The following is an 18,095-nucleotide window of genomic DNA, read 5'->3' as shown; positions in this document are numbered from 1 at the left end:
ATGGATGTAACCGAGGACGCAGTCCGGGACATCTGCACGGACGCAGTCTTCGAACGCGGCGAACGATACCGTGAGGAGGGCCGTATCCACGGGATTCACCGCATCGACACCACTGTAACCGCAGTCGTGAGCGGTAGCCGTCAGTACGATGTCCGTGTTGACCTCGCCACCAACGGGTTTGCCCCGTGGTGCAACTGTCCGTACGACGGGCCGGGAGCATGCAAGCACGTCGTCGCCGTGTTGCTTCGGTGTGTCGACGACCTACCTGCAGACGAAGGCGATCGACTCGACGCCACACTTGACGGTGCCGACGCCGACGAACTCCGCGCATTCCTGCGTGACGAACTCGCGACCAATACGGATCTCCGCGATCAGTTTCTCGCCCGCGTCGGCAAGCCGACGAGACAGTCGGCTGACGAGCTTCGCACCGCGATCGACCGGCGGTTCGAAGAGACGAACCCTGAGTACCATGTCGTCTTCGAGCCCATCAACTTCACGCAGTGGTTCGATCTCGCGAGCGAGTACCGCGAGCAGGAGCGGGACGCGTCGGCGGCGACCGTCTACCGGGCACTCGTTGAGTCGCTCGACGACAACATGGAGCGCGTCGACGGCGCGTACGACCACTTCTCGCGTGCGTTCAGTCGGGCACTCGACGGGTATGTCGACTGTGTCACGACCGCAGAACGGGACGCTGATGCAATCACTGACGCCGTCGCATTCCTCGACGAGCGGGCGACATCGGGAACGCCGCTCCTCGCGGAACATTTCGAGAAGGCCGCGGTCGAGCTTCGAGAGAAGCTGGGCGAGCAGTCCGACGAATAGCTGTGTCGCCCTATGACGCCCGCAGGTTCGACGACCGCGAAAATTAGTTTGTGTCACGGTCAGCCACATCGACCATCTGTTCGCGAGGGGCTTCGACATCCGAGTAGAGTGCCAACGCGTGCTTGATGAGTCGGCGGTTTTCCTGGTACTCCTCCCAACGTCCAATAACGTCGCGGCGTTCGCGAAGCTCGCCACTTGCGAGGTCGCCGTCGTCGAGCGACTGTTCGAGCTCCTCCCACGTCTCGACGTCGTAGGTCGCCTGCCACCCCTCGATCTCCTCAGTAATCGCGGCCAATTCGTTGCGAAGTTCCTCGCGCGGGTTCTCCTCGATGAGCGTACGGATCTCCTCGAAGAGCAGTCGCGTGTAGTCCGGCTGGTAGCGCGTCGCCTCGCCGGCCTCGACGCGGCGCAGCAGCCCCTGCTCGACGAGCGCTTGGAGTTCCTCGTTGGTTCTGCTCCAGGTGGCGTCGGCCTGCTCGCTGATCCAGTTAACCGATCGCGGTTCACGAAGCGTCTCGGCAACCGCTCGAATGCGTTCGCGGGCGCTCATCGACTCAGTTCACGACTGGACGCCATTCCGTGGGGATTTGGACATACTTGACACATCTAGCTCTGACTACGATATGGGAGCGTTGTCACGTTGAGGGCATCGTAGTGCCGGTCGTAGGTGAGGATGTGATCGACCCCCAGCTCATCCATGTGTGCGGCGACGACAAAGTCTGTAAAAGATGCATCTAGGTCAGTCCACTCAACGAACGTCGCTTTCGCGTCATCGAAAACGTCCACGGAGACGGCCTCGAACTGGTAGAGCGTACTCTCATCGAGCGTCGTCAGGAACGACGCGGCGTTCCGAATCGACGCTTGCTTTTTCAGCCGCGTGGCCGCCTCATCGACGATGTGATCGTTGACGATGAGGCGACGATAGGGGAGGTCGCCGTCACGAACGAACGCCATAAACGCTCGCGAGACTGCGTGCATCTGATCTTGGGGGTTGAACAATGCGTAGAGGAACTTCGGACCGACGACGACCTGATGGCGGACGTGACCTGGGCGAAAATGCTCAGGTGTAACCGTGCCGATCGGGGTGTCAACTGGTTCAGCCATCCGAGTTCAGGATTGCGCAGACGGGTCGTCGGCGAGCGTGAACGGTTCGTCGCTCCCGTGCCACTCGTCGACGAGATCGTCTTCCTCGCTAGCGTCCGTCGCCGCCGACGCTGGGAGCGATTCGTCCTCGAGGTCGTCGAGGACGGTGAACGCCGGGTCGTTGGGATCGGCATGCTGTTGGCGTTCGATCCACTCGATCAGCGCCTCGTGCCCGGCTTCTTTGAGCGAGAGGCCGTGTTCTCTCGCGAACTCGCGGAAGCGTTCGTATTCGTCCTCGTTCAGTTCTGTTTGGACGTGCTTGGTGTCGTTACTGCTCATAGGGACCCCAGTTGCTACTCCCATCTACTTGCTCATGAAGTATAAGATGTACGCATGACTTAGTTTATGTTTCACACTCAAACTGGAGACGGAGCGGACACTGGCCCTGACGTTGAAATACGAATCCGGGACAAACCACACCAACCGATGCACAACCGATATACTGACTTTGCAGAACTGCGGCCGACTGGTGAGGCGTCCCACATTCCGGACACGAGGCTGGACGACGGGTGTGAGAGTGCCCCCCGACGGCAACGCGTCGCGACGAACTCTGATGGCTACCCTGATGCGCCGACGGAAACCGACGGCGAGTGTCGGTCCTGTGGGGCGTCAGTCCCAGACGGCCAGACGAAATGCCGGTTCTGTCTCAGCAACCATCTCGGGAGTGACGCCACTAGCACGAACGAGACAGCGTCGACGACGTGCCTCGGCATCGTCCACCTGGTCGTCGAGTCGACCACGTTCTACGGCGCCGTGGCGAAGGGCGGCGCGGCGGCGAACCTCCTCTCCGCCAACGACGCGGAGCCGGCCGTCGACGACTACACACTCCTCTACGACCTCGACGAGGCACCGGCGCGCCAACTGGCCGAACAATGGCCCTCACTTCCCGACGCGGTACAGGTGGCGTCAGCGGAGGGAGAGCGGCTTCTCAGTGTCGCCCGTGACCGGACTGGGTGGCACGGGCAGGAAGCGTCGGAGGATCCGGAGCAGGGCCCGACACGGCTCTACGACCAGCGTGGGGACGGCATCCGCGACGCGTCGCGTCTCGACGCGGTCCTCGACGACGCCGACGACGCGGTGTGGCTGGTTCCAGCGATGGGGCTGACCGAATCCACTGGCGAGGCTGCGGCTGATCGCCAGGTGTCGTCGGTACCGACGACCCAGGAACTCGACTGTCAAAACTGTGGACGGGCGACCGACCATCGGTTCAAGACTAACGAGTCGGTCCCGGATGAGGCGTGGACGGGGCAACCGATCTGGGTGTGCCAGGTGTGTGGCTCGGCTCGCTACGGCCCCAGTCTCGAGTAGGGCCAGTGCTGGGCGTCGATTAACCAACGACCTGCGAGTAGCGTCGAGGTTCGTTGGTTAAGCCTGTGATCTCCTGCAAGCCCGGCGCCAGTCTCGATGGGGAGTTTTTCCGCGCCGGCGAGCGGTGAGGCGCTTCCGATGGACCAACAGTTCAAGCAAGGCTACCGGATGCACCGTGTCCTCAGCAATCTCAACCGGCTCGATGTCGACCGGTTGGACGAGGCGGATCGAGAGCGAGTCGAGACCGCGAGAGATCTCTTGGAAGAGGTGAGCTTTCTCATGTGGCCGGGCGACGGAGCCGGGGCGGACGCCCACGCAGACTCCTAACTGGCGTCGCGAGAGCAGCTCACCGACATTTGCGTATCGGAACACCGAGCCGGCGCGCGAGCCGTCCTGCATCGAGCGCCGGACTCCGACCGGTACAAATGGCGTGGGGCAATCCTCGTCGACGGGAGAGAACGAAAAGATACCCGAAGACGAGCAGTACACCGATCGCAACAAGGGCGATGTTGGTTTCATCCGAGACCGTGATTTCGGACATCCATTGGCGAACAGAACGGACGAACTCAGTCAGCATTTTGCCTAGGAGTGAAAGCTTCGATATGACATCCTGCACGGGCACTATTCGCGTAATCGTTCGCCAATGGTATCTTCATTAAGCACGGTTTCGGATAGCGAAGCCCAGAGTCCCATTAACAAGGAACGGACTCAAAACCCAATCTGGGGCTCTGTTGAAATCCTCAGTCGCTGATAGTTTGTTGAGGACGTGCTGCATGGCGAGCGCGTATCTCGCACGAACCTACCGATTGCCCGTTGGCGGTTTCTGCCTTCGACTGCGAGTCCCAGCGTCAGTGATTCCATAGCTTGGGTTCTCTGGAAGATAATAAACAAGCCTCTCAGGGTGAGGCAGCACTGATAGGGAATCTCCACCCGGACTATGATTGATGACTAGTCCGACGAAGGCTACGGCTGATCTCGGCCGTGGCTACGCACAGGTACTCGCCACTCGACTCAGAGCAGTTCCCGTCCCCGCATGGATTGCCGCGGCTGTCGGCGGGTTCCTCGGGAGCGTCCCGCTTGGCCTGATGATGCAGTACGGGAACCCCGAACCCTTGATCGCGCTCGCCCTGCCGATGATGTACGGCCTCCCCGGGTCAGACCTGCTCGCTGGATGGGTGATTCACCAGTTCCACGGCGTCGCACTCGCAGTGATGTACGTCGCCGCCGTCCAATGGGAACCACTCACCGAGTACCCAAGGACGCTCCGTGGAGCCGTTGTCCTCGCAGTTGTCGTCGGCGCTGTTTCGACGGTGCTGCTCTCGGTGCTATTGATGCCGCTTTGGCTCGGTGCAGTCGGCTACCCGTTCACGCCGGCGTTCCCCGATCTTACGATGCCCGAGAAGCTCTGGAGTATCCTCGGTCATGTCATCTACGCGCTCCCAGCAACGGTCGGGTACGCGCTCGTCATGAGGCGGTGAGGCCCCTGTACTTGTTGAGGACATCTCCCTTTGGCCTCCTCTCCTCGCCGGATTTGCAGCGCTGTTCGCCGGTGTTGGCGCGTCCATGACGAAGATACGGCCGAGCGACACTCCTGGGGATGTCGACTGGGCCGCAATGGTGTTGCTCGTCGGCACTGGTATCGGTCTGAGTTCGCTTGGGACAACACAGTTCCTGTCTGGTGCGGGGTTTGGGACGGAGATGCTCGACCTCTCGGGGATTTCGTACGGATAGACATCGAGATTCTCTAGTTAGCTCTTTGAGCAATGTGTGGTTCTCGGGTGTCTAGATTGGTCAGTAGAACTTTCGAAAATACAGTCATCTGACAAGTGCAGAGAAAACACGTTGTTCGACTTTTCGGAGATGCTCGCTCACAGTCGTAGTTGCGACACCAATCTGAGTCGCAATCTTCTCGTGAGTGGTTCCTCTCGGTGTTTCGTAGTATCCCTCCTCAACTGCCAGAGTGAGTACCTCTACCTGGCGCTCAGTCAATAGTGAGATGATCTCATTCTCCCCTGGCTTACGCTCTCCCTTTCTGAGGAGGGTGAGTTCAATCTCTGATGGAATTTCCGAGATGACACGATGAAGCGTTTGTTCATCTCCGCTCATCGTGATCTTGAGTCCATTATCAGTATGTGTTATGGGTGTCTCGAACACGATTCCGTGTGACCGGGCAAGAGAGAAAAATTCACGAATCGGCTTGAGTGGGCGACCGTGGATGTACACAAGCCCATTTCCGTTCTCTGGCACATCACAGGTGATGACCTCTTCGTGGTCCGTAAGGTACGTTCTCACCTGAGCGAGGTCGCCTCGAAGATGGTAGAGCAAAATAATCGTCCCGTCTTCGAGAATAGTAACGTGGTGCAGCGATTCACGGATTATCGACGGATCCGCTGCGAGTAACTGATTCGCCGGGTGGAATCCGCCTTCGACTGAGATCTCCAGCGTAATCGACTTCATGAGATTACTCCGATTCCTTTGACTAATAAATCAGCCTGTCTGAGTGAGGCAGCATTGACATACAAATTCCACTCTAACGGTAGTTTGCCTCATGAAGAGACAAAGCCTTGGTTGGCGTCAGTTCCATATTAGACCGTTATGGAGAGCAGTATCTCCTCGCTCTGTAAGTAACAGTACGAGCGGAAAGATCTGAGATGGATGTTCGAATCAGCGAGTCCGAGAGCGTTCCCGCCACGTTGCGTAGCCGAGACGCAATTCTCCCTGGAGCGATGACGGTGATCTTGGTTGCGGCCTTTACCTATCTCTCCCCAGGATTATCACTGATCACTACGTTCGTTCCTGCTATTATTCTCGCATACGTGTGCTATCTATTAACGAGCTTTCAACGAATGCCTGATCCAAGTCGGGTGCTCCCCGTCTACTTGATCGCATTTGCTGTCCAGTTCTTGCACTTCGCCGAAGAGTTTTCGACTGAGTTCTACAGCCGCTGGCCGGTTGAGGTTTTCAACGCAGCCCCGTTCGAGCTCACGACGTTCGTTCAGATCAATATGGTCTCATACGCTGCGTTCGCTCTCGGTGCGGTCGCCATCCACCGTGGTATCAAGGGTCCAATGCTCATCGTCTGGTTTTTCACCCTTATGGGGGTCATCGGAAACGGCGTTCTACATCCCATCTATCCGATCCTCGCGACCGGCGAGTTCGGCTACTTTCCCGGACTCTATACGTCCGTCATCTATCTGATTTTAGGCCCGATCCTGTTTCATCGTCTGTGGGAAGTCCGAAGCGATAGTGGTAGTGCTGTGAACCATGACGTTGAGACGAACAGCAACACTGGGAGCAGTCAATGAGGCCTTTCAGCGACCAAGATACTGTAGAAACAATGAAACACCAAGCAGGAGTCGTATCCAATGTCGAACAAGGTAACTAGTATGAAGTTCGTCGACTTGAGTCACACGTTCGAAGACGGGATGCCCGGGTTCCGTCAAAAGAACGATGACGGGACACACACAGAGTACACTGCAGAAGTATATCCGTTCTTCACACACGAGGAGTCTCGGGAGAAGTACGAAGGCGAATCCGCGTTCGAGGTTACCGAAATGCGGTTCCAGACGTCCTTGGGGACGTATCTAGATTCACCGTATCATCGACATCCGAAGGGTCGTGACATTAGTGAGCTTGACATCGGCGAACTGGTACTTCCTGGGACAGTCGTCGATGCTCGAGGGCTTGCTGGCGACGAAGAATTGACTGTCGACGCACTTCCCCAAGAGTCTGCCCTCGCAGGTACCGCCGTCCTGTTCAATTTTGGATGGGATAAACACTGGGGTACAGAGCAGTACCGATCCTACCCATACATCTCTGAGGCCGTCATTGAGAGACTAATCGATGCAGATGTTTCTCTGGTTGGCGTAGACACGCTAAACGCCGACGACCACCAGAACCCCGCCCGCCCGGCCCACACTCGACTCCTTGACGAAGAGATCTTCATCGTCGAGAATCTCTGCAACCTCGATTCGCTCGGTGGTGAGTCATTCCGATTCTTCGCTGTGCCGATCAAAGCCAAAGACACTGCTGCAATGCCCATTCGTGCGTTTGCCGAAGTTGACTAGTGAGACGAGAAGACGGTATTCGCAATGTGTGGCAGAAGATACGGCCCGGATTAAGCGATTTAAACAGCACGTTTCCCCACTAGTTGTCTGTCACCCCAGCTACCCGTCTCGTAGTAGCAGTCAGGTGGTGAGTTCGCTGGTATACTGTTGTTCCCAGTCGTCACGGGCTTCGATTTCTCGGCGACCTCTGGCTGTGATCGCGTAGATGTTCGTTCGGCGGTCCTTTTCGCCCTTGTCGAGCAGTCCCTTCTCAACGAGTGTATCGAGATTGGGGTACAGCCGGCCGTGGTGGATCTCGTTTTCGTAGTAGTCCTCGAGTTGGTCTTTGATTGCGAGGCCGTGTGGCTCGTCCAAGCCGGCGGTGACGTACAGCAGGTCGCGTTGGAACCCGGTCAAGTCGTACATTTTGCTGTCCGCAGCTAGTTTAAGAATACATATACATTTGTTGGCCATCGGCCGGGTTTCAGAGTGACCTCGCTGGACGAACGTTTATATCCGAACGTACAGCCACGACGTGGTATGCCGCCCTCCCGTGACCCGGCCGCGGAACTTCGACTGAACGAAGACGCTCGTTGGTGAGGTGCAAGTAGCATTCGGCCACGTCCTGCTGCGATTGAAAACGGGCTTGAGACGAACTTTCCCACACGAGAGTTAAGCACCGCGTGAGATGGCGTTGAATACCGTCCAAAGAAAGGGTACGGACGAAGTCCTATCGCTAAAAAAGCTCAAAGCGGTGCTGAGTGTACGGAATCTGACTGTTGGGGGACGTCCCAAACGCTAAGCTTTAACATTGTTGGGATTATACCACAACATAGGAAAACGATGCCTGCAAGGGTTGTGTACCGGGACGAAAACGAGAAGCCAGATGGAAGTCGGTATGAGATGGTCGCGTGGCAGGTTCCCTCAAGCGAAGACTTCCCGCAGGGACTGAAATACAGCTTTCAGTACATGGACGCTGACGGCGACACACTCCTGCGGTATGATAACTCGCCGTACCACTTGGATGTTGGTCGACACCACCGACATACACCCGAGGGCGACATCACGAAGTTGGAGTTCACAGGGCTGTCCGACCTAGTCAACGATTTCCAAACCGAGGTGAACGAGATCTATGAGCAACGAACCAACTGATACTGAACCGACGCACGACGAATTCACTCCCGACCCGGACGAGGTCGAGTATCCTTCGACTCTCCGTATCACATCGCTCCCAGCAGAACAGGCACAGGCGGCGGCTCTTGAGCGGGCCGAACGGTGGGAGCAGGGTGAAGAGGTACCGCATGTCGTCAACTTCGAGGATCGGACGCGGCTCCGCCAACTGCTAACCGACCGGCGGATGGAACTCCTCGAAGAGGTGATGGAACGCCCGCCCGAGAGTATCCGCGCACTGGCTAGTCGCTTAGAGCGCGACGTCCACGATGTGCACGACGATCTACACCTACTAGCTGAGTACGATATCGTCCACTTTGAGAAGGATGGTCGCGCAAAGAAGCCGTACGTCCCCTACGATACGGTCCGGATTGAGGTTGAGTTCGGTCTGCCGCGTGATGAGGGGTCTTCGTCGCCCGCATCAGCGTAGCCGGAGATTCGCGGTTACGATTTTCTTGAACCTGTTGAAACCTTCTTGGTTCTCCCGGTGGTACGACGCTGCTGGGACGCAGATTACTGAGAACTCTCGTCGTGAGCAGTTGCTCTCGGACTCGGAGACGTGGGTTGTCCCAGCGATCGCGCTTCGGTGAGGGTCTCCTGACTCTTCACCATCACAGTCGTCGTCAACCTCGCTGACACGGCAATTGCTCCGCTGTCAGTCGTGTGGTAAGCAGACACCGCATCGGTTCGACTCACGCGACGACAGTCCGCCTGCAGCGTGGGCTGGTGAGCCGGTCTGGCGGTGTTCTGTGTGTCGAACACCGCGGTATGGGGGCGGACTGTTGGAGTAAGTCTCTTTGCAGAGGGTTGACGCACAGATTTATTATAAGCTGTTGCATAAAATCAGATAGTGTCCGAGAATACAGAACAAGGGATAAATGTCTGCGTGCCGGTTGATCCACGTGGCGACACGGGAGTGTTTCGGCTGCCTGCGGCCGATGACGTGGTACGTCATCTCATTGATGCACACCAGTCTGAGTTCACACTCAAAGAATTGAGTGAGATAACAGACCGGAGTCGGTCGACAGTTTGGCGAGCAGTTGAGTTCCTTGAAGCTCTTGATATCGTACAGGTTCGACAGACAACACAGCGTAAGTACGTCTCAATCAACCCCGCTCGACTGCAGAAAGACGACCCTGTTCTGGGGATTCCGCAAGTGGAGTATCACGCACCGGTTCGAGCGTTCGTTGAACGGGTCAACGCCGCAATCGAACAGACAGATGCAGTCACGAACGTACTCGGCATTCACGTCTTTGGCAGTGTCGCCCGTGGTGAAGCCGACCGTAAAAGCGATATTGACGTCTTTGTGCTCGTTGAGGGTGACCGAACTATCGCGCGACGCGTCATCTCGACGGTGGCCGCTGACTTGGGCGAAGAACGGTTCGACGGCGACCGCTACACGTTTGAACCGTTTGTCGAGTCCGAAGCCAGCGCACGTCGAGCGAGCGAGAAACTCCACGAGATCTTTCGCGACGGTGTCACCGTCTATGGTGACACGGAGTTCCAACATGTTCGAACGGCGGTGATGATCGATGAGTAGTACTCGAATCGAGACGCTCGTTGATGAAGTACAAGCCGCATTCGATCATCGTCCTAGTACGATTGAATCTGGACTTGAGACGACGAAGCAGATATCCTTCAGTTGCGGAAGTCATGTCGTCTCCTCGCTGGTGCGACGGTGCTTCTAGAACAGGGTTTCTACACACTCGTGATTGAGGCGTCGTTCGTCGCGATTGAGCGTGTGATTGAATTCAAACTGCTCGAGGGAGGTCTCGAACCTCGTGACCTCCCCGGTACACAATCCAGGTGTGTATACAGAAGCGGCGAGACGCGGTATTATCTCGCACCATGTCGCTGAGAATCTCCAGGACCTCTGGCGGAATCACCGCGCCAAAACCTACTATCAGGATGGACTTGCTTCAAAAAGCCGTGCGGAGAAACTGTTCGAACTCGCACGAGAGACACACGAATACGTAGTGAACCAATCCACAAAGAAATACGAGTGCATTTGCTAAGTAGGGGGATATCACCGGTTCAGGGATTCTGAGGGACGATTTCATAGACTCACGGGACACCCACCACCGTTTCAGTATTTCTCCGGAGTCATGGATGGGGCTGGAGCCAGAACACTACTCACAGTTGGTTAGTCTCGCTGACTGAGCGCGTATTTTATTGCGCCGGCGATGGGCGCCGGCGCAGGGGGTCGGACAGACATCGACTCCTGAGTCGGCGAGGTGACGACGAATGCACCAAGTAATCTACGCACTCGTGACTGCATCGACAACAGACGACGCCCTCTCGCGGGCCGCTGACGTATTCGACCAACTGGTGCGGGTCGCCCCGCACGCCGACGCGGTGTTCGACTATTATGTGACGTTCGATGACGACTCAACAACGGTCGCCGGCAGCGCCCGGTGGGGCGACCTCCCGGTTGCAGTGCCCGTTGGTTCGGAGGACGGCCAAGAACTGCTTGAGCGCGGCTGGCAGGCGACCACTCGTGAGTTTGAGCGGAATCTCGAACGTGTTCGAGAGGGTGTTGACGAGCTTGACGCTGCGGCGATCATGCGCGATGAGGACCTCGTCAGGCATGCGTGCCACAATCTCGGGGCGTCCCGTGGGCCGGCGGTGTACCTCTACGACGAGTTCGCTGACGGGGTTCGGCACCGCGAGCGGCTTGAGCAACTCGTCGGGTCGAACGACCATCTGTGGATCGTTCCCGCTGATGTCCATTACTAAGTCGACGCTGTGCCCAACGACGCTCCTTCGAGAGACGCTTCCTGATCGCGGTATCGCTGTTCGGATCATCGTCAGTTAATCACTTACTCTGCTTGCGGATGCGTGAATCGATGGATGCTTATCTTTTCACAACTTATGGCACTGTCTAGTTAAGCCAGTTTGAGGAACGAGCAGGTCGTTGAGTGTGTTTGGGATGAAGCTCGCAGACCTGCTCAGCGAGTGCTTTGCGGCGGATTACGAAGAAGCTTGGGAGCGTGAGCGGGGTAGTGTTCAGATAAGCTGATTCCATGCGAAGCTGAACGATCTGAGCCACTCGTCGGCGGTTTCTGCTTCGGCGTTGCTGAAACAGTTTGAGAAAGAGATAGTTCGTCGTTTTATCTCTCTGAATACACGTTCAATAGCGTTCCGATTTCCATGTTTCTCGTATCTGAAATCGAATCCGTGGCGTTGACATGCATTCTGTAATGAATGCGAGCCATCGACGAGAAACACGGCGTCGGAGACATCGTGTTTCTCGGAGTTCAGTGAGAAATGAACGAGCGAGAACCTTCGTAGTCGTCGGCTCAAGCGTTGTATGGAGTACTTCGTTTGTTTCAGGATCGACAGCGGCGTACAGCCAGTACTGCTCGTCGTTGAGTTGGATCACAGTCTCATCAACCGCGACGTGATCCGGACACCGACCAGATTCGGGCTGTATATCGGCCTTGTGAATCCAATTATGAACGGTGTATCGAGCACGTTCGACACCGAATACCTCAAGAATAGAAACAGTATTCGAAAGAGATAATCTAGTAAGATGCAGCTGAATACTGAGCTTCATCAACAATCGCGGTGTCGCTTCTGGTTCAACAAACTCTAAGTTGATCTCGTCTAAACAACCGGTGAGGCGGTCGTTTTTGGGTATAGATCACTCAGAAAACGAACCGCCTCACTCTTCATCCTTATCTGAACACCGCCCATTCGACCACGTCCTCGACCGCATTCACGGGGGAAACAAGTGACCCGCTCCTCATTGGGAGCACGGGCGTGTCCAGTTAGAGAGTGTTCAAAAGCCCTGTCTCACTAAGAAGATCGAAGTCACGGTGAGAACGAGCAGAACCGCCCATGAGTACTGGATAGGCGAAATGAACATCGCGCTGAATGGAATCACCCCAATGAAGAGTGCAGTAACAACGAACCGACCCCACACCCAGCGAGTAGAATTCGTTTCTGATTCGCCGTGGACCGAAACGTTGTGACGTTGGAGGAACTCTCGAAATTGCGGTTTTTTGTCTGGGGGAATCAGAAACGAACTCGGTTTGACGCTGAATGTTTTGTTGTAGTGTAACCGGACCATCGGCTGGCCAGCAAGTGAGAGGAATCGAGCGGATTCTACGTCTTCGAGCGAAACGGTTGCTTCCTGGTCACTCCGGAAGAGGGTAGGGTCGCCCATGTGGAACGTGGTCTCGATGCTTCCGTTATCGTGCTCAAATTCGATTGTCGTGTTGATGTACCGCTCAGACATCTGGACGAGGAACATCATCATGCCAGCACAGAAGAGATTGTACGGCTCTATGAGGCCGTCATCGAAGAATATGACTCCGGCGAAAAGGACCGCAGGGACGACGGCGAACAGAGACCACCACAACACACGGCCGAAATCGGCGACGTTGAACCAGAGGCGATGAGGGAACCTCTCAAATCCACTCAAGTCTGTCGTCCACGTTGTCACTGACGACTTCTGACCTTTGACGTCGTGTTCATCACTTTGGAGGGCAGACATCTCTAAGATACTCTCTCAACTTCGTTGAAATACTCTCGGATGTCCTGAAATGCGGTTTGCCACGCAGTCTAACTTCTCGACAGTGACTGTGCAACTCAGAAAATCCCAACAGAACGTTTCCGGTCAATGAGATAGAAAGCAGCGACGAGCCAGCACACACCGAGGAAACTGAGGGCCTCGACAGGAGCGTCCCATGCGTTAAACTCCGCTGCGTAATACCCGATGAAGAACGCGGCGAAGGGAGCGCCGACGTACGCGGCAACGTTTGGAATCCACGGAGAATGACTCTCATGGAGCTGTTCTGCATCCTTGTACACTGCAACGAGCAGAAGTATTGCTGCGATATACGTGATCACCAACAATACTATTGCAAAGAGTATGCTGACGATACTCTGCGGGCTGGTAGAAAAGTAAAATCCAGCAGCCACAGGCATGACTAAGACGTACAGAACCACGTATTTCGGCCATTTCGAGTTGCTCGTTCCTCGCCAGTCTTCGCTCGTCGTATCCTTCACTTCGGCGCGCCACGACCGCACAGCAGCAAGTCGATCGCCGATAAAGGCAGCCACACGCACAAAGAACACAACGATTACAACTCCGAGAACGGTCGCGATGGGAGTTCCAACCACTGTGAAGATTGTTGCTCTCAGGGAAGACGCGCTTAGGGTCGAGAACATGGTCGCGAGATACACGATGACGAGCCCAATGGAAGCAACAAGCCCGGTTCGTGTACTTGCTCGGCGTCGACTCGTTGGTCGACGATAGTAGAGGTACCCAACTAAAAAACCAGCGACGACGAACGCACCACCAGAGACGGTTCCACCGGCAACTAACGATTCGTCGGTTGCTGTTCGCCACGATAGTGGCACGGTGAGTAGTGCCGACACGAGCCCGATGGCTGTTGCGAGCCGAAGCTCCGGCTCAGTCAGCTCTCGGTAGATGCGTGTGTGGAGGGGCATTTTCCGAATAGATTACTAATTGCAACCATCAAGAGTGTTGTCAAGGAAATATTACAAAATAGACTTCCTGTCATTAAACTCTGACTCTCGATTTACGCGGTCTGTACACGCAAGTGTAACCAAGTGACGGGCAGGCCGACACAGTTTTTTATTTGTACACACAACGTATGTACATGAGCACAAAACGAGTCAACTTCCGACTGCCCGAGGAGTTGGTGGCACACGCCGACATTGCGGCTGAGGTCACTCACAAGAATCGAACAGAAATCCTCATCGAAGCCCTCCGACAGTATCTCGAAGAGAAAGAGTCTGATGAGAGCTTTCGTGAGGCCGTTGTCGAGCTGTATCTAGACGACCACATCGAGTTCGAGAAGCTTGTCGAGATTATCGGGCGGCAAGATGCCGAAGCCGTCCGCGCTTCGAAAGAGGTACTTGATCGTGGTGAAGAACTCGCAGACAAACTCGCAGACCTCTAAATGCTCGTTGTAGACACGAGCGCATTCATCTCTCTTTCAGTCGGCGAAGTTCTCGACGTCTTCGTCACCGAGTTTGACGTCGCAACCACAGAGGCAGTTCTTGAGGAACTCCAAAGAACTGCTGAGTACGATGACCGCCATGGCAAAGTCGCCACTGCCGTCCTCGATACGGCCGACGAGTTCACCGTTGTTGCTGTCGCTGGTGGTGAGTTTGTGACGAGCCGAATCGACGATGGTGAAGCCAGTTGCGTAGCTGCAGTCCGTGAGGTGGATGCAGCGTTCTTGATTACCGACGACTACAGAGCTCTTCCTGAACTTCGAAAACTAGTGAGTGCAGAAGTTGCGCTATCTCCGATCGTTCTCCGGGCGCTGGTCAAGCGCGATGCTCTCAGCGAGGAGGAAGCAAGAGTCACCTTCGAGGCAATGGCAGAAGGACGTGATTGGCTCGGTGCGCCGATCTACCGGTACGCTCGACAGCTCCTCGAAGGTACCTCAAAGTAAGGCATCTCTTCTCAAACTCTCCTTCTGACTCTACTGCTACAAGATGATTGGTACGGAACTAGTCCATCCTCTGAAACTGTGTGTCGACACATCCTCGGAGAGTGGATGTGTGTGGGCCTTCTCAAAGACGGTCTCGAGCTTAAATAAAATCTGATGGCGAGTTATCTGGCTCTGTTGAAATCCTTCAGCGTTGACATTGAAAAGAGCGACTCTTCCCACCGGCTTTCGTCGATCCGGTTAGAAACTAGCCTCTCCGCAAATCGCAAGACGTGAAGAGGATTTCAACAGAGCCACTGGGATGGTTCTGAACGAGATATCTACAGGCGAGCAGGCTTAATGGCTCGGGGGTTGAATTCGTGTTTAGCACTTACTACTCCGTGGACTCGTATCTAGACGGCATCTCCGACAAGACCGCAACTTACTGTCGGGTCTCGACCGGGAATAGAAACCATGGTTCGGAACGGACGGGTCTCCGTCAGTCTACGTATACGCTAAATTCGGTCGGAAAAGGACAGAGACGGTCCAGTCGTTCACTTATCCATATCGTGTGAGTTGATCAGCGCCAGGAGGTCTTGTTCCAGTTCACCGCCAACAAACTGGACGTGTCCCGCGTTAGTCTCGTAATCGACCATCTGAACCTCCGCCAGTTTCGGGAGATGAACGTGGTGAAGTGCGATCTGGACGCGTTGTCGGTGTTCGTCAGATTCTCGATCTGTGTTTTCGTCTCGAAGCATCTCTGCAACGCGGTCTACGAGCGTATCGTATTTCAGTCTCTTATTGGATGTGCTAGTCAGCGAGTTGAGAACGGCCCGCCGGTATTTGCTCGTTACTGCCGACAGAAGACTATCCAGAGAGATTGGTCTCTTTCGTTTCGCAGACCCGGAGACGCTATCGATATCCTGTAAATCAGGTTTCCCTCGCTCTTGCGTCTCATCCATACTCATGTACTGTTGCTCCACCCGCATGTGTCGATTCCATGGTGTACAATGGAGGCAGTCGAACCACCTACGTCTCAGGTTCGGGGGTGAGGAGTGCACGTCGAACGAACGCACCGATGGCCCGACGCAACCGTTCCGTCACTGCTTGGTCTGAAATTCCGAGTTCGCTCGCAAGCTCTTGGGTCGTACAGCCACGTGGGATATCGTAGTATCCCATCTGAACCGCAAGCGTAAGCGCTTCTCTTTGTGGCTCGCTCAGGCCGTACCACTGACTAACCCCGGGGTCCGTGGGATTGTACACTCTGATGACATCCAGGTTGATGTGCGCGTCTTCACAACACGTCCGAAATTCACTCAACGCCTCGCGCTGGGAGAACCGTATCTCGAAATCCCACCCTTCAGACGTTCCGGTCGCACTCGATATTTGTCCCCCTTGATCCAAGATGCATTGAAACAGATGGTCCTGGCTCGCATCCCAATCGAGCCTGAACAGGGTCCGGTTATCGAATACTTCCACCTCTGTTACATTGTCGACAGTCGGATAGCGTCGAACAGTCTCGAGAAAATGGTCTCTGACCGGTTCGTAGACCCAGAAGAGCGGCACAGTCACGTCACCACTCGGGACGAGCGTTTCGAGTTCGATAGCCGACGCCTCGTCCAACTCGAGTATCTGTCCGAGTTCGAAATCACCAGGCGATATTCGAACCTCCGTTATCACACTCATGCTCGTTTGTGAAACTATATTACTCAGAGCCACACAAAAGAAGAAGGCATGGTATACCATGTCTGAACGGGCGAAAAAAGGACCCTTCGGTTGAAGAACAGACGATACTGGTCACCTGTGGAGTTTTGTCTGATCTCGAAGCCATGGTACACCATCCACGCCGATTATGCTCCTGTCGGCCGAAAGCTTCCGCATGGCGACCGTGATGGAATTTACAGGTCCAGTCGAGGAGTTTCCGCTAGGAAGTGTCTTCGGGAGCTTGCCGGGGGTAGAGGTCGAACTGGAACGACTTATTCCACACGAGAAGCTGATTATTCCGTATTTCTGGGTGCGTGGAGTGGAAACCGAAGACATCGAAGCAGCGTTCAAATCACACGTTGGCGTGACGAACATCCGACTAGTCGATAGCGTCGAAGACGAGTATCTCATGCGTGCCGAGTGGGAACAAGAGTATTTCGGCGTTCTGAGTGCTCTTGCCCGGGCGAAGGTAGTCGTACTCTCCGGAATTGGAACGAAAGACGAGTGGCGATTTGAGGTGCGCGGCGAAAATCAGGAAGCACTCGCAGAGTTTCGAGACTACTGCCAGAAAAACGATATACCGATCACAATCACTGCGGTCCACGCCATGCTTCCTGTTCAGGGAGTTGGCTTCGATTTGACTGAAACTCAACGTGAGGCGCTGGTATTGGCTTACGAGCGTGGCTACTTCGACACCCCACGCAAGGCATCACTCGAAGAGATCGCTGACGAACTCGGCATCACACAGCAATCACTTTCGTCACGACTTCGACGCGGACATCGACGCCTCATCAGAGCGACCTTGGTCAGTGTGTCGTAGTCGTTCTAGCGAATACATTTTTAAATCCTCTGTATAATCAGTACCCCTATTCAACCGATTCAGGCCAATAGAATAGGTAGATATGGACGCAGTGGTGTCTGGAATTGGGGTGGAAGCAGTCGAGTATCATCTTGACTCCACGACTGTTCGTGCCCAGTTCAATCAGGAATACACTCCCGCAAGCATGGGCGTTATCGCGATGCTGGCGGAAGTGATAGTCGCTGATCCGGTTGAACTGGACCTGCTCCATTCGACGGTTGACCCAGACGCGTTAGATGCGCTCGTCCGTGACGGGCTGAACGGAGAAATCCACGTCACATTCACGCACGAGGGTCGTGCGATAACCGAGTACAGCTACGGTGTGGTCACTATTCCACCGACGAACGAATCAAAAGCGGGAAACTACAAGAGGAACCTTGGAAGATGACGTCTGAGAAGGGCTCTCTCACGTCGAAAGCGGAATTGAACACCGAGCTAAAGGGGCTCTTTCTCAGAGCCTACGAGAATGGAATCGATGTGGAAGGCGCATTCGAATGCCGAAATGGAGTCGAGTATCCGGACTGGGACGTAATTGTCACTGAAGTCGAAAAGAACGAGCATACGGACTGAAACCCGTTCATTCGGGCGTACTTGGCTCAGTGTCGACTCCCAAACCCGTCCCGCTGCACTATA

At 55.4% G+C, this 18,095-nt stretch carries 25 protein-coding genes and 3 pseudogenes; 18 read left to right on the top strand and 10 right to left on the bottom strand.

The features are described from left to right. Positions 1-822, top strand: a complete 822-nt coding sequence (locus DVK03_RS17970; protein WP_115803410.1) for an SWIM zinc finger domain-containing protein — start codon at positions 1-3, stop codon at positions 820-822. A 43-nt stretch (positions 823-865) separates the two neighbouring features. On the opposite strand, the gene DVK03_RS17965 is transcribed toward DVK03_RS17970, so the two are convergent. Genes DVK03_RS17965 through DVK03_RS19850 form a run of 3 tightly spaced genes read right to left on the bottom strand, consistent with a single transcriptional unit; the run spans position 866 to position 2,244 of the window. Next, positions 866-1,372, bottom strand: a complete 507-nt coding sequence (locus DVK03_RS17965; protein WP_115803409.1) for a hypothetical protein — start codon at positions 1,370-1,372, stop codon at positions 866-868. 56 nt (positions 1,373-1,428) lie between these two features. After that, complete coding sequence (locus DVK03_RS17960; protein ID WP_233509335.1) at positions 1,429-1,926, bottom strand: type II toxin-antitoxin system VapC family toxin; 498 nt, start codon at positions 1,924-1,926, stop codon at positions 1,429-1,431. 6 nt (positions 1,927-1,932) lie between these two features. Beyond that, positions 1,933-2,244 carry a hypothetical protein gene (locus DVK03_RS19850; RefSeq protein WP_158543178.1) on the bottom strand — a complete coding sequence of 104 codons (312 nt, stop codon included), beginning with the start codon at positions 2,242-2,244 and terminating at the stop codon, positions 1,933-1,935. Between the two features lie 147 nt (positions 2,245-2,391). On the opposite strand from DVK03_RS19850, the gene DVK03_RS17950 reads away from it, so the two are divergent. The 4 genes from DVK03_RS17950 (at position 2,392) to DVK03_RS19845 (ending at position 5,004) form a co-directional block, all read left to right on the top strand. Next, positions 2,392-3,273, top strand: a complete 882-nt coding sequence (locus DVK03_RS17950; protein WP_115803407.1) for a hypothetical protein — start codon at positions 2,392-2,394, stop codon at positions 3,271-3,273. 138 nt (positions 3,274-3,411) lie between these two features. Next, the gene (locus tag DVK03_RS17945) at positions 3,412-3,600 is read left to right on the top strand and encodes a hypothetical protein (protein WP_042664918.1); all 189 of its coding nucleotides are present in this window, start codon (positions 3,412-3,414) and stop codon (positions 3,598-3,600) included. Between the two features lie 617 nt (positions 3,601-4,217). Beyond that, entirely contained in the window at positions 4,218-4,751 is a 534-nt protein-coding gene (locus DVK03_RS17940) for a hypothetical protein (RefSeq protein ID WP_115803406.1), read from the top strand. An 85-nt stretch (positions 4,752-4,836) separates the two neighbouring features. Next, entirely contained in the window at positions 4,837-5,004 is a 168-nt protein-coding gene (locus tag DVK03_RS19845) for a hypothetical protein (protein WP_158545162.1), read from the top strand. An 84-nt stretch (positions 5,005-5,088) separates the two neighbouring features. Here DVK03_RS19845 and DVK03_RS17935 read toward each other — a convergent pair whose 3' ends face one another. Beyond that, entirely contained in the window at positions 5,089-5,730 is a 642-nt protein-coding gene (locus DVK03_RS17935; protein WP_115803405.1) for a helix-turn-helix domain-containing protein, read from the bottom strand. 407 nt (positions 5,731-6,137) lie between these two features. Between DVK03_RS17935 and DVK03_RS17930 the strand changes: the two genes are divergently transcribed. Together DVK03_RS17930 and DVK03_RS17925 are read left to right on the top strand one after the other, a co-directional pair. Further along, positions 6,138-6,578: an HXXEE domain-containing protein gene (locus tag DVK03_RS17930; protein ID WP_233565950.1), complete on the top strand. Its 441-nt coding sequence runs from the start codon at positions 6,138-6,140 to the stop codon at positions 6,576-6,578. An 81-nt stretch (positions 6,579-6,659) separates the two neighbouring features. Continuing rightward, complete coding sequence (locus DVK03_RS17925; RefSeq protein ID WP_115803403.1) at positions 6,660-7,340, top strand: cyclase family protein; 681 nt, start codon at positions 6,660-6,662, stop codon at positions 7,338-7,340. 120 nt (positions 7,341-7,460) lie between these two features. On the opposite strand, the gene DVK03_RS17920 is transcribed toward DVK03_RS17925, so the two are convergent. After that, positions 7,461-7,745, bottom strand: coding sequence for a PadR family transcriptional regulator (locus DVK03_RS17920; protein ID WP_115803402.1), 285 nt, complete (start codon positions 7,743-7,745; stop codon positions 7,461-7,463). A 417-nt stretch (positions 7,746-8,162) separates the two neighbouring features. Between DVK03_RS17920 and DVK03_RS17915 the strand changes: the two genes are divergently transcribed. The 6 genes and pseudogenes from DVK03_RS17915 to DVK03_RS17890 all read left to right on the top strand — a co-directional run. Continuing rightward, positions 8,163-8,471 carry a DUF6516 family protein gene (locus DVK03_RS17915; RefSeq protein ID WP_049896049.1) on the top strand — a complete coding sequence of 103 codons (309 nt, stop codon included), beginning with the start codon at positions 8,163-8,165 and terminating at the stop codon, positions 8,469-8,471. After that, the gene (locus tag DVK03_RS17910; protein WP_004062178.1) at positions 8,452-8,919 is read left to right on the top strand and encodes a transcriptional regulator; all 468 of its coding nucleotides are present in this window, start codon (positions 8,452-8,454) and stop codon (positions 8,917-8,919) included. Before DVK03_RS17915 ends, DVK03_RS17910 begins: the two co-directional genes overlap by 20 nt. 420 nt (positions 8,920-9,339) lie before the next feature. Next, positions 9,340-10,029: a nucleotidyltransferase domain-containing protein gene (locus DVK03_RS17905; protein WP_115803401.1), complete on the top strand. Its 690-nt coding sequence runs from the start codon at positions 9,340-9,342 to the stop codon at positions 10,027-10,029. Further along, a pseudogene (locus DVK03_RS20550) lies at positions 10,022-10,504 on the top strand (hypothetical protein). The gene DVK03_RS17905 and the pseudogene DVK03_RS20550 overlap by 8 nt, the downstream one beginning before the upstream one ends. 229 nt (positions 10,505-10,733) lie before the next feature. Then, positions 10,734-11,225 carry a hypothetical protein gene (locus tag DVK03_RS17895; protein ID WP_115803400.1) on the top strand — a complete coding sequence of 164 codons (492 nt, stop codon included), beginning with the start codon at positions 10,734-10,736 and terminating at the stop codon, positions 11,223-11,225. 193 nt (positions 11,226-11,418) lie between these two features. Then, positions 11,419-11,487, top strand: a pseudogene (locus DVK03_RS17890) (IS6 family transposase); the annotation flags it as partial. Positions 11,488-11,495: 8 nt separating this feature from the next. Here DVK03_RS17890 and DVK03_RS17885 read toward each other — a convergent pair. From DVK03_RS17885 to DVK03_RS17875, 3 genes and pseudogenes are all read right to left on the bottom strand, one after another. Further along, positions 11,496-12,129 (bottom strand): annotated as a pseudogene (locus tag DVK03_RS17885) (IS6 family transposase). Between the two features lie 141 nt (positions 12,130-12,270). Further along, positions 12,271-12,987, bottom strand: a complete 717-nt coding sequence (locus tag DVK03_RS17880; RefSeq protein ID WP_115803399.1) for a hypothetical protein — start codon at positions 12,985-12,987, stop codon at positions 12,271-12,273. A 95-nt stretch (positions 12,988-13,082) separates the two neighbouring features. Then, on the bottom strand, positions 13,083-13,946 hold the full coding sequence (locus DVK03_RS17875; protein WP_147301751.1) for a DUF5518 domain-containing protein: 864 nt from the start codon (positions 13,944-13,946) through the stop codon (positions 13,083-13,085). Positions 13,947-14,113: 167 nt separating this feature from the next. Between DVK03_RS17875 and DVK03_RS17870 the strand changes: the two genes are divergently transcribed. Beyond that, the gene (locus tag DVK03_RS17870; protein ID WP_115803397.1) at positions 14,114-14,422 is read left to right on the top strand and encodes a ribbon-helix-helix protein, CopG family; all 309 of its coding nucleotides are present in this window, start codon (positions 14,114-14,116) and stop codon (positions 14,420-14,422) included. After that, complete coding sequence (locus DVK03_RS17865; RefSeq protein WP_115803396.1) at positions 14,423-14,923, top strand: PIN domain-containing protein; 501 nt, start codon at positions 14,423-14,425, stop codon at positions 14,921-14,923. A 530-nt stretch (positions 14,924-15,453) separates the two neighbouring features. Here the strand turns inward: DVK03_RS17865 and DVK03_RS20155 are convergent. Then, positions 15,454-15,861, bottom strand: coding sequence for a hypothetical protein (locus tag DVK03_RS20155; protein WP_199505998.1), 408 nt, complete (start codon positions 15,859-15,861; stop codon positions 15,454-15,456). A gap of 67 nt (positions 15,862-15,928) precedes the next feature. Next, a complete protein-coding gene (locus DVK03_RS17855) occupies positions 15,929-16,585 on the bottom strand; it encodes a helix-turn-helix domain-containing protein (RefSeq protein ID WP_115803689.1) in 657 nt (218 codons plus the stop codon). 193 nt (positions 16,586-16,778) lie between these two features. On the opposite strand from DVK03_RS17855, the gene DVK03_RS17850 reads away from it, so the two are divergent. The 3 genes from DVK03_RS17850 (at position 16,779) to DVK03_RS17840 (ending at position 18,032) form a co-directional block, all read left to right on the top strand. Next, positions 16,779-17,423, top strand: a complete 645-nt coding sequence (locus DVK03_RS17850; protein ID WP_115803688.1) for a helix-turn-helix domain-containing protein — start codon at positions 16,779-16,781, stop codon at positions 17,421-17,423. Between the two features lie 82 nt (positions 17,424-17,505). Further along, positions 17,506-17,850 carry a HalOD1 output domain-containing protein gene (locus tag DVK03_RS17845; protein ID WP_115803395.1) on the top strand — a complete coding sequence of 115 codons (345 nt, stop codon included), beginning with the start codon at positions 17,506-17,508 and terminating at the stop codon, positions 17,848-17,850. After that, positions 17,847-18,032: a hypothetical protein gene (locus DVK03_RS17840; protein ID WP_115803394.1), complete on the top strand. Its 186-nt coding sequence runs from the start codon at positions 17,847-17,849 to the stop codon at positions 18,030-18,032. The genes DVK03_RS17845 and DVK03_RS17840 overlap by 4 nt, the downstream gene beginning before the upstream one ends. Positions 18,033-18,095 lie beyond the last annotated feature (63 nt).

Source organism: Haloferax sp. Atlit-109R (genome assembly GCF_003665865.1).
Taxonomy (GTDB): Archaea; Halobacteriota; Halobacteria; order Halobacteriales; family Haloferacaceae; genus Haloferax; species Haloferax volcanii.
Note: the sequence above shows the minus strand (reverse complement) of the source record. Positions and strands in the feature narration are given on the sequence as shown.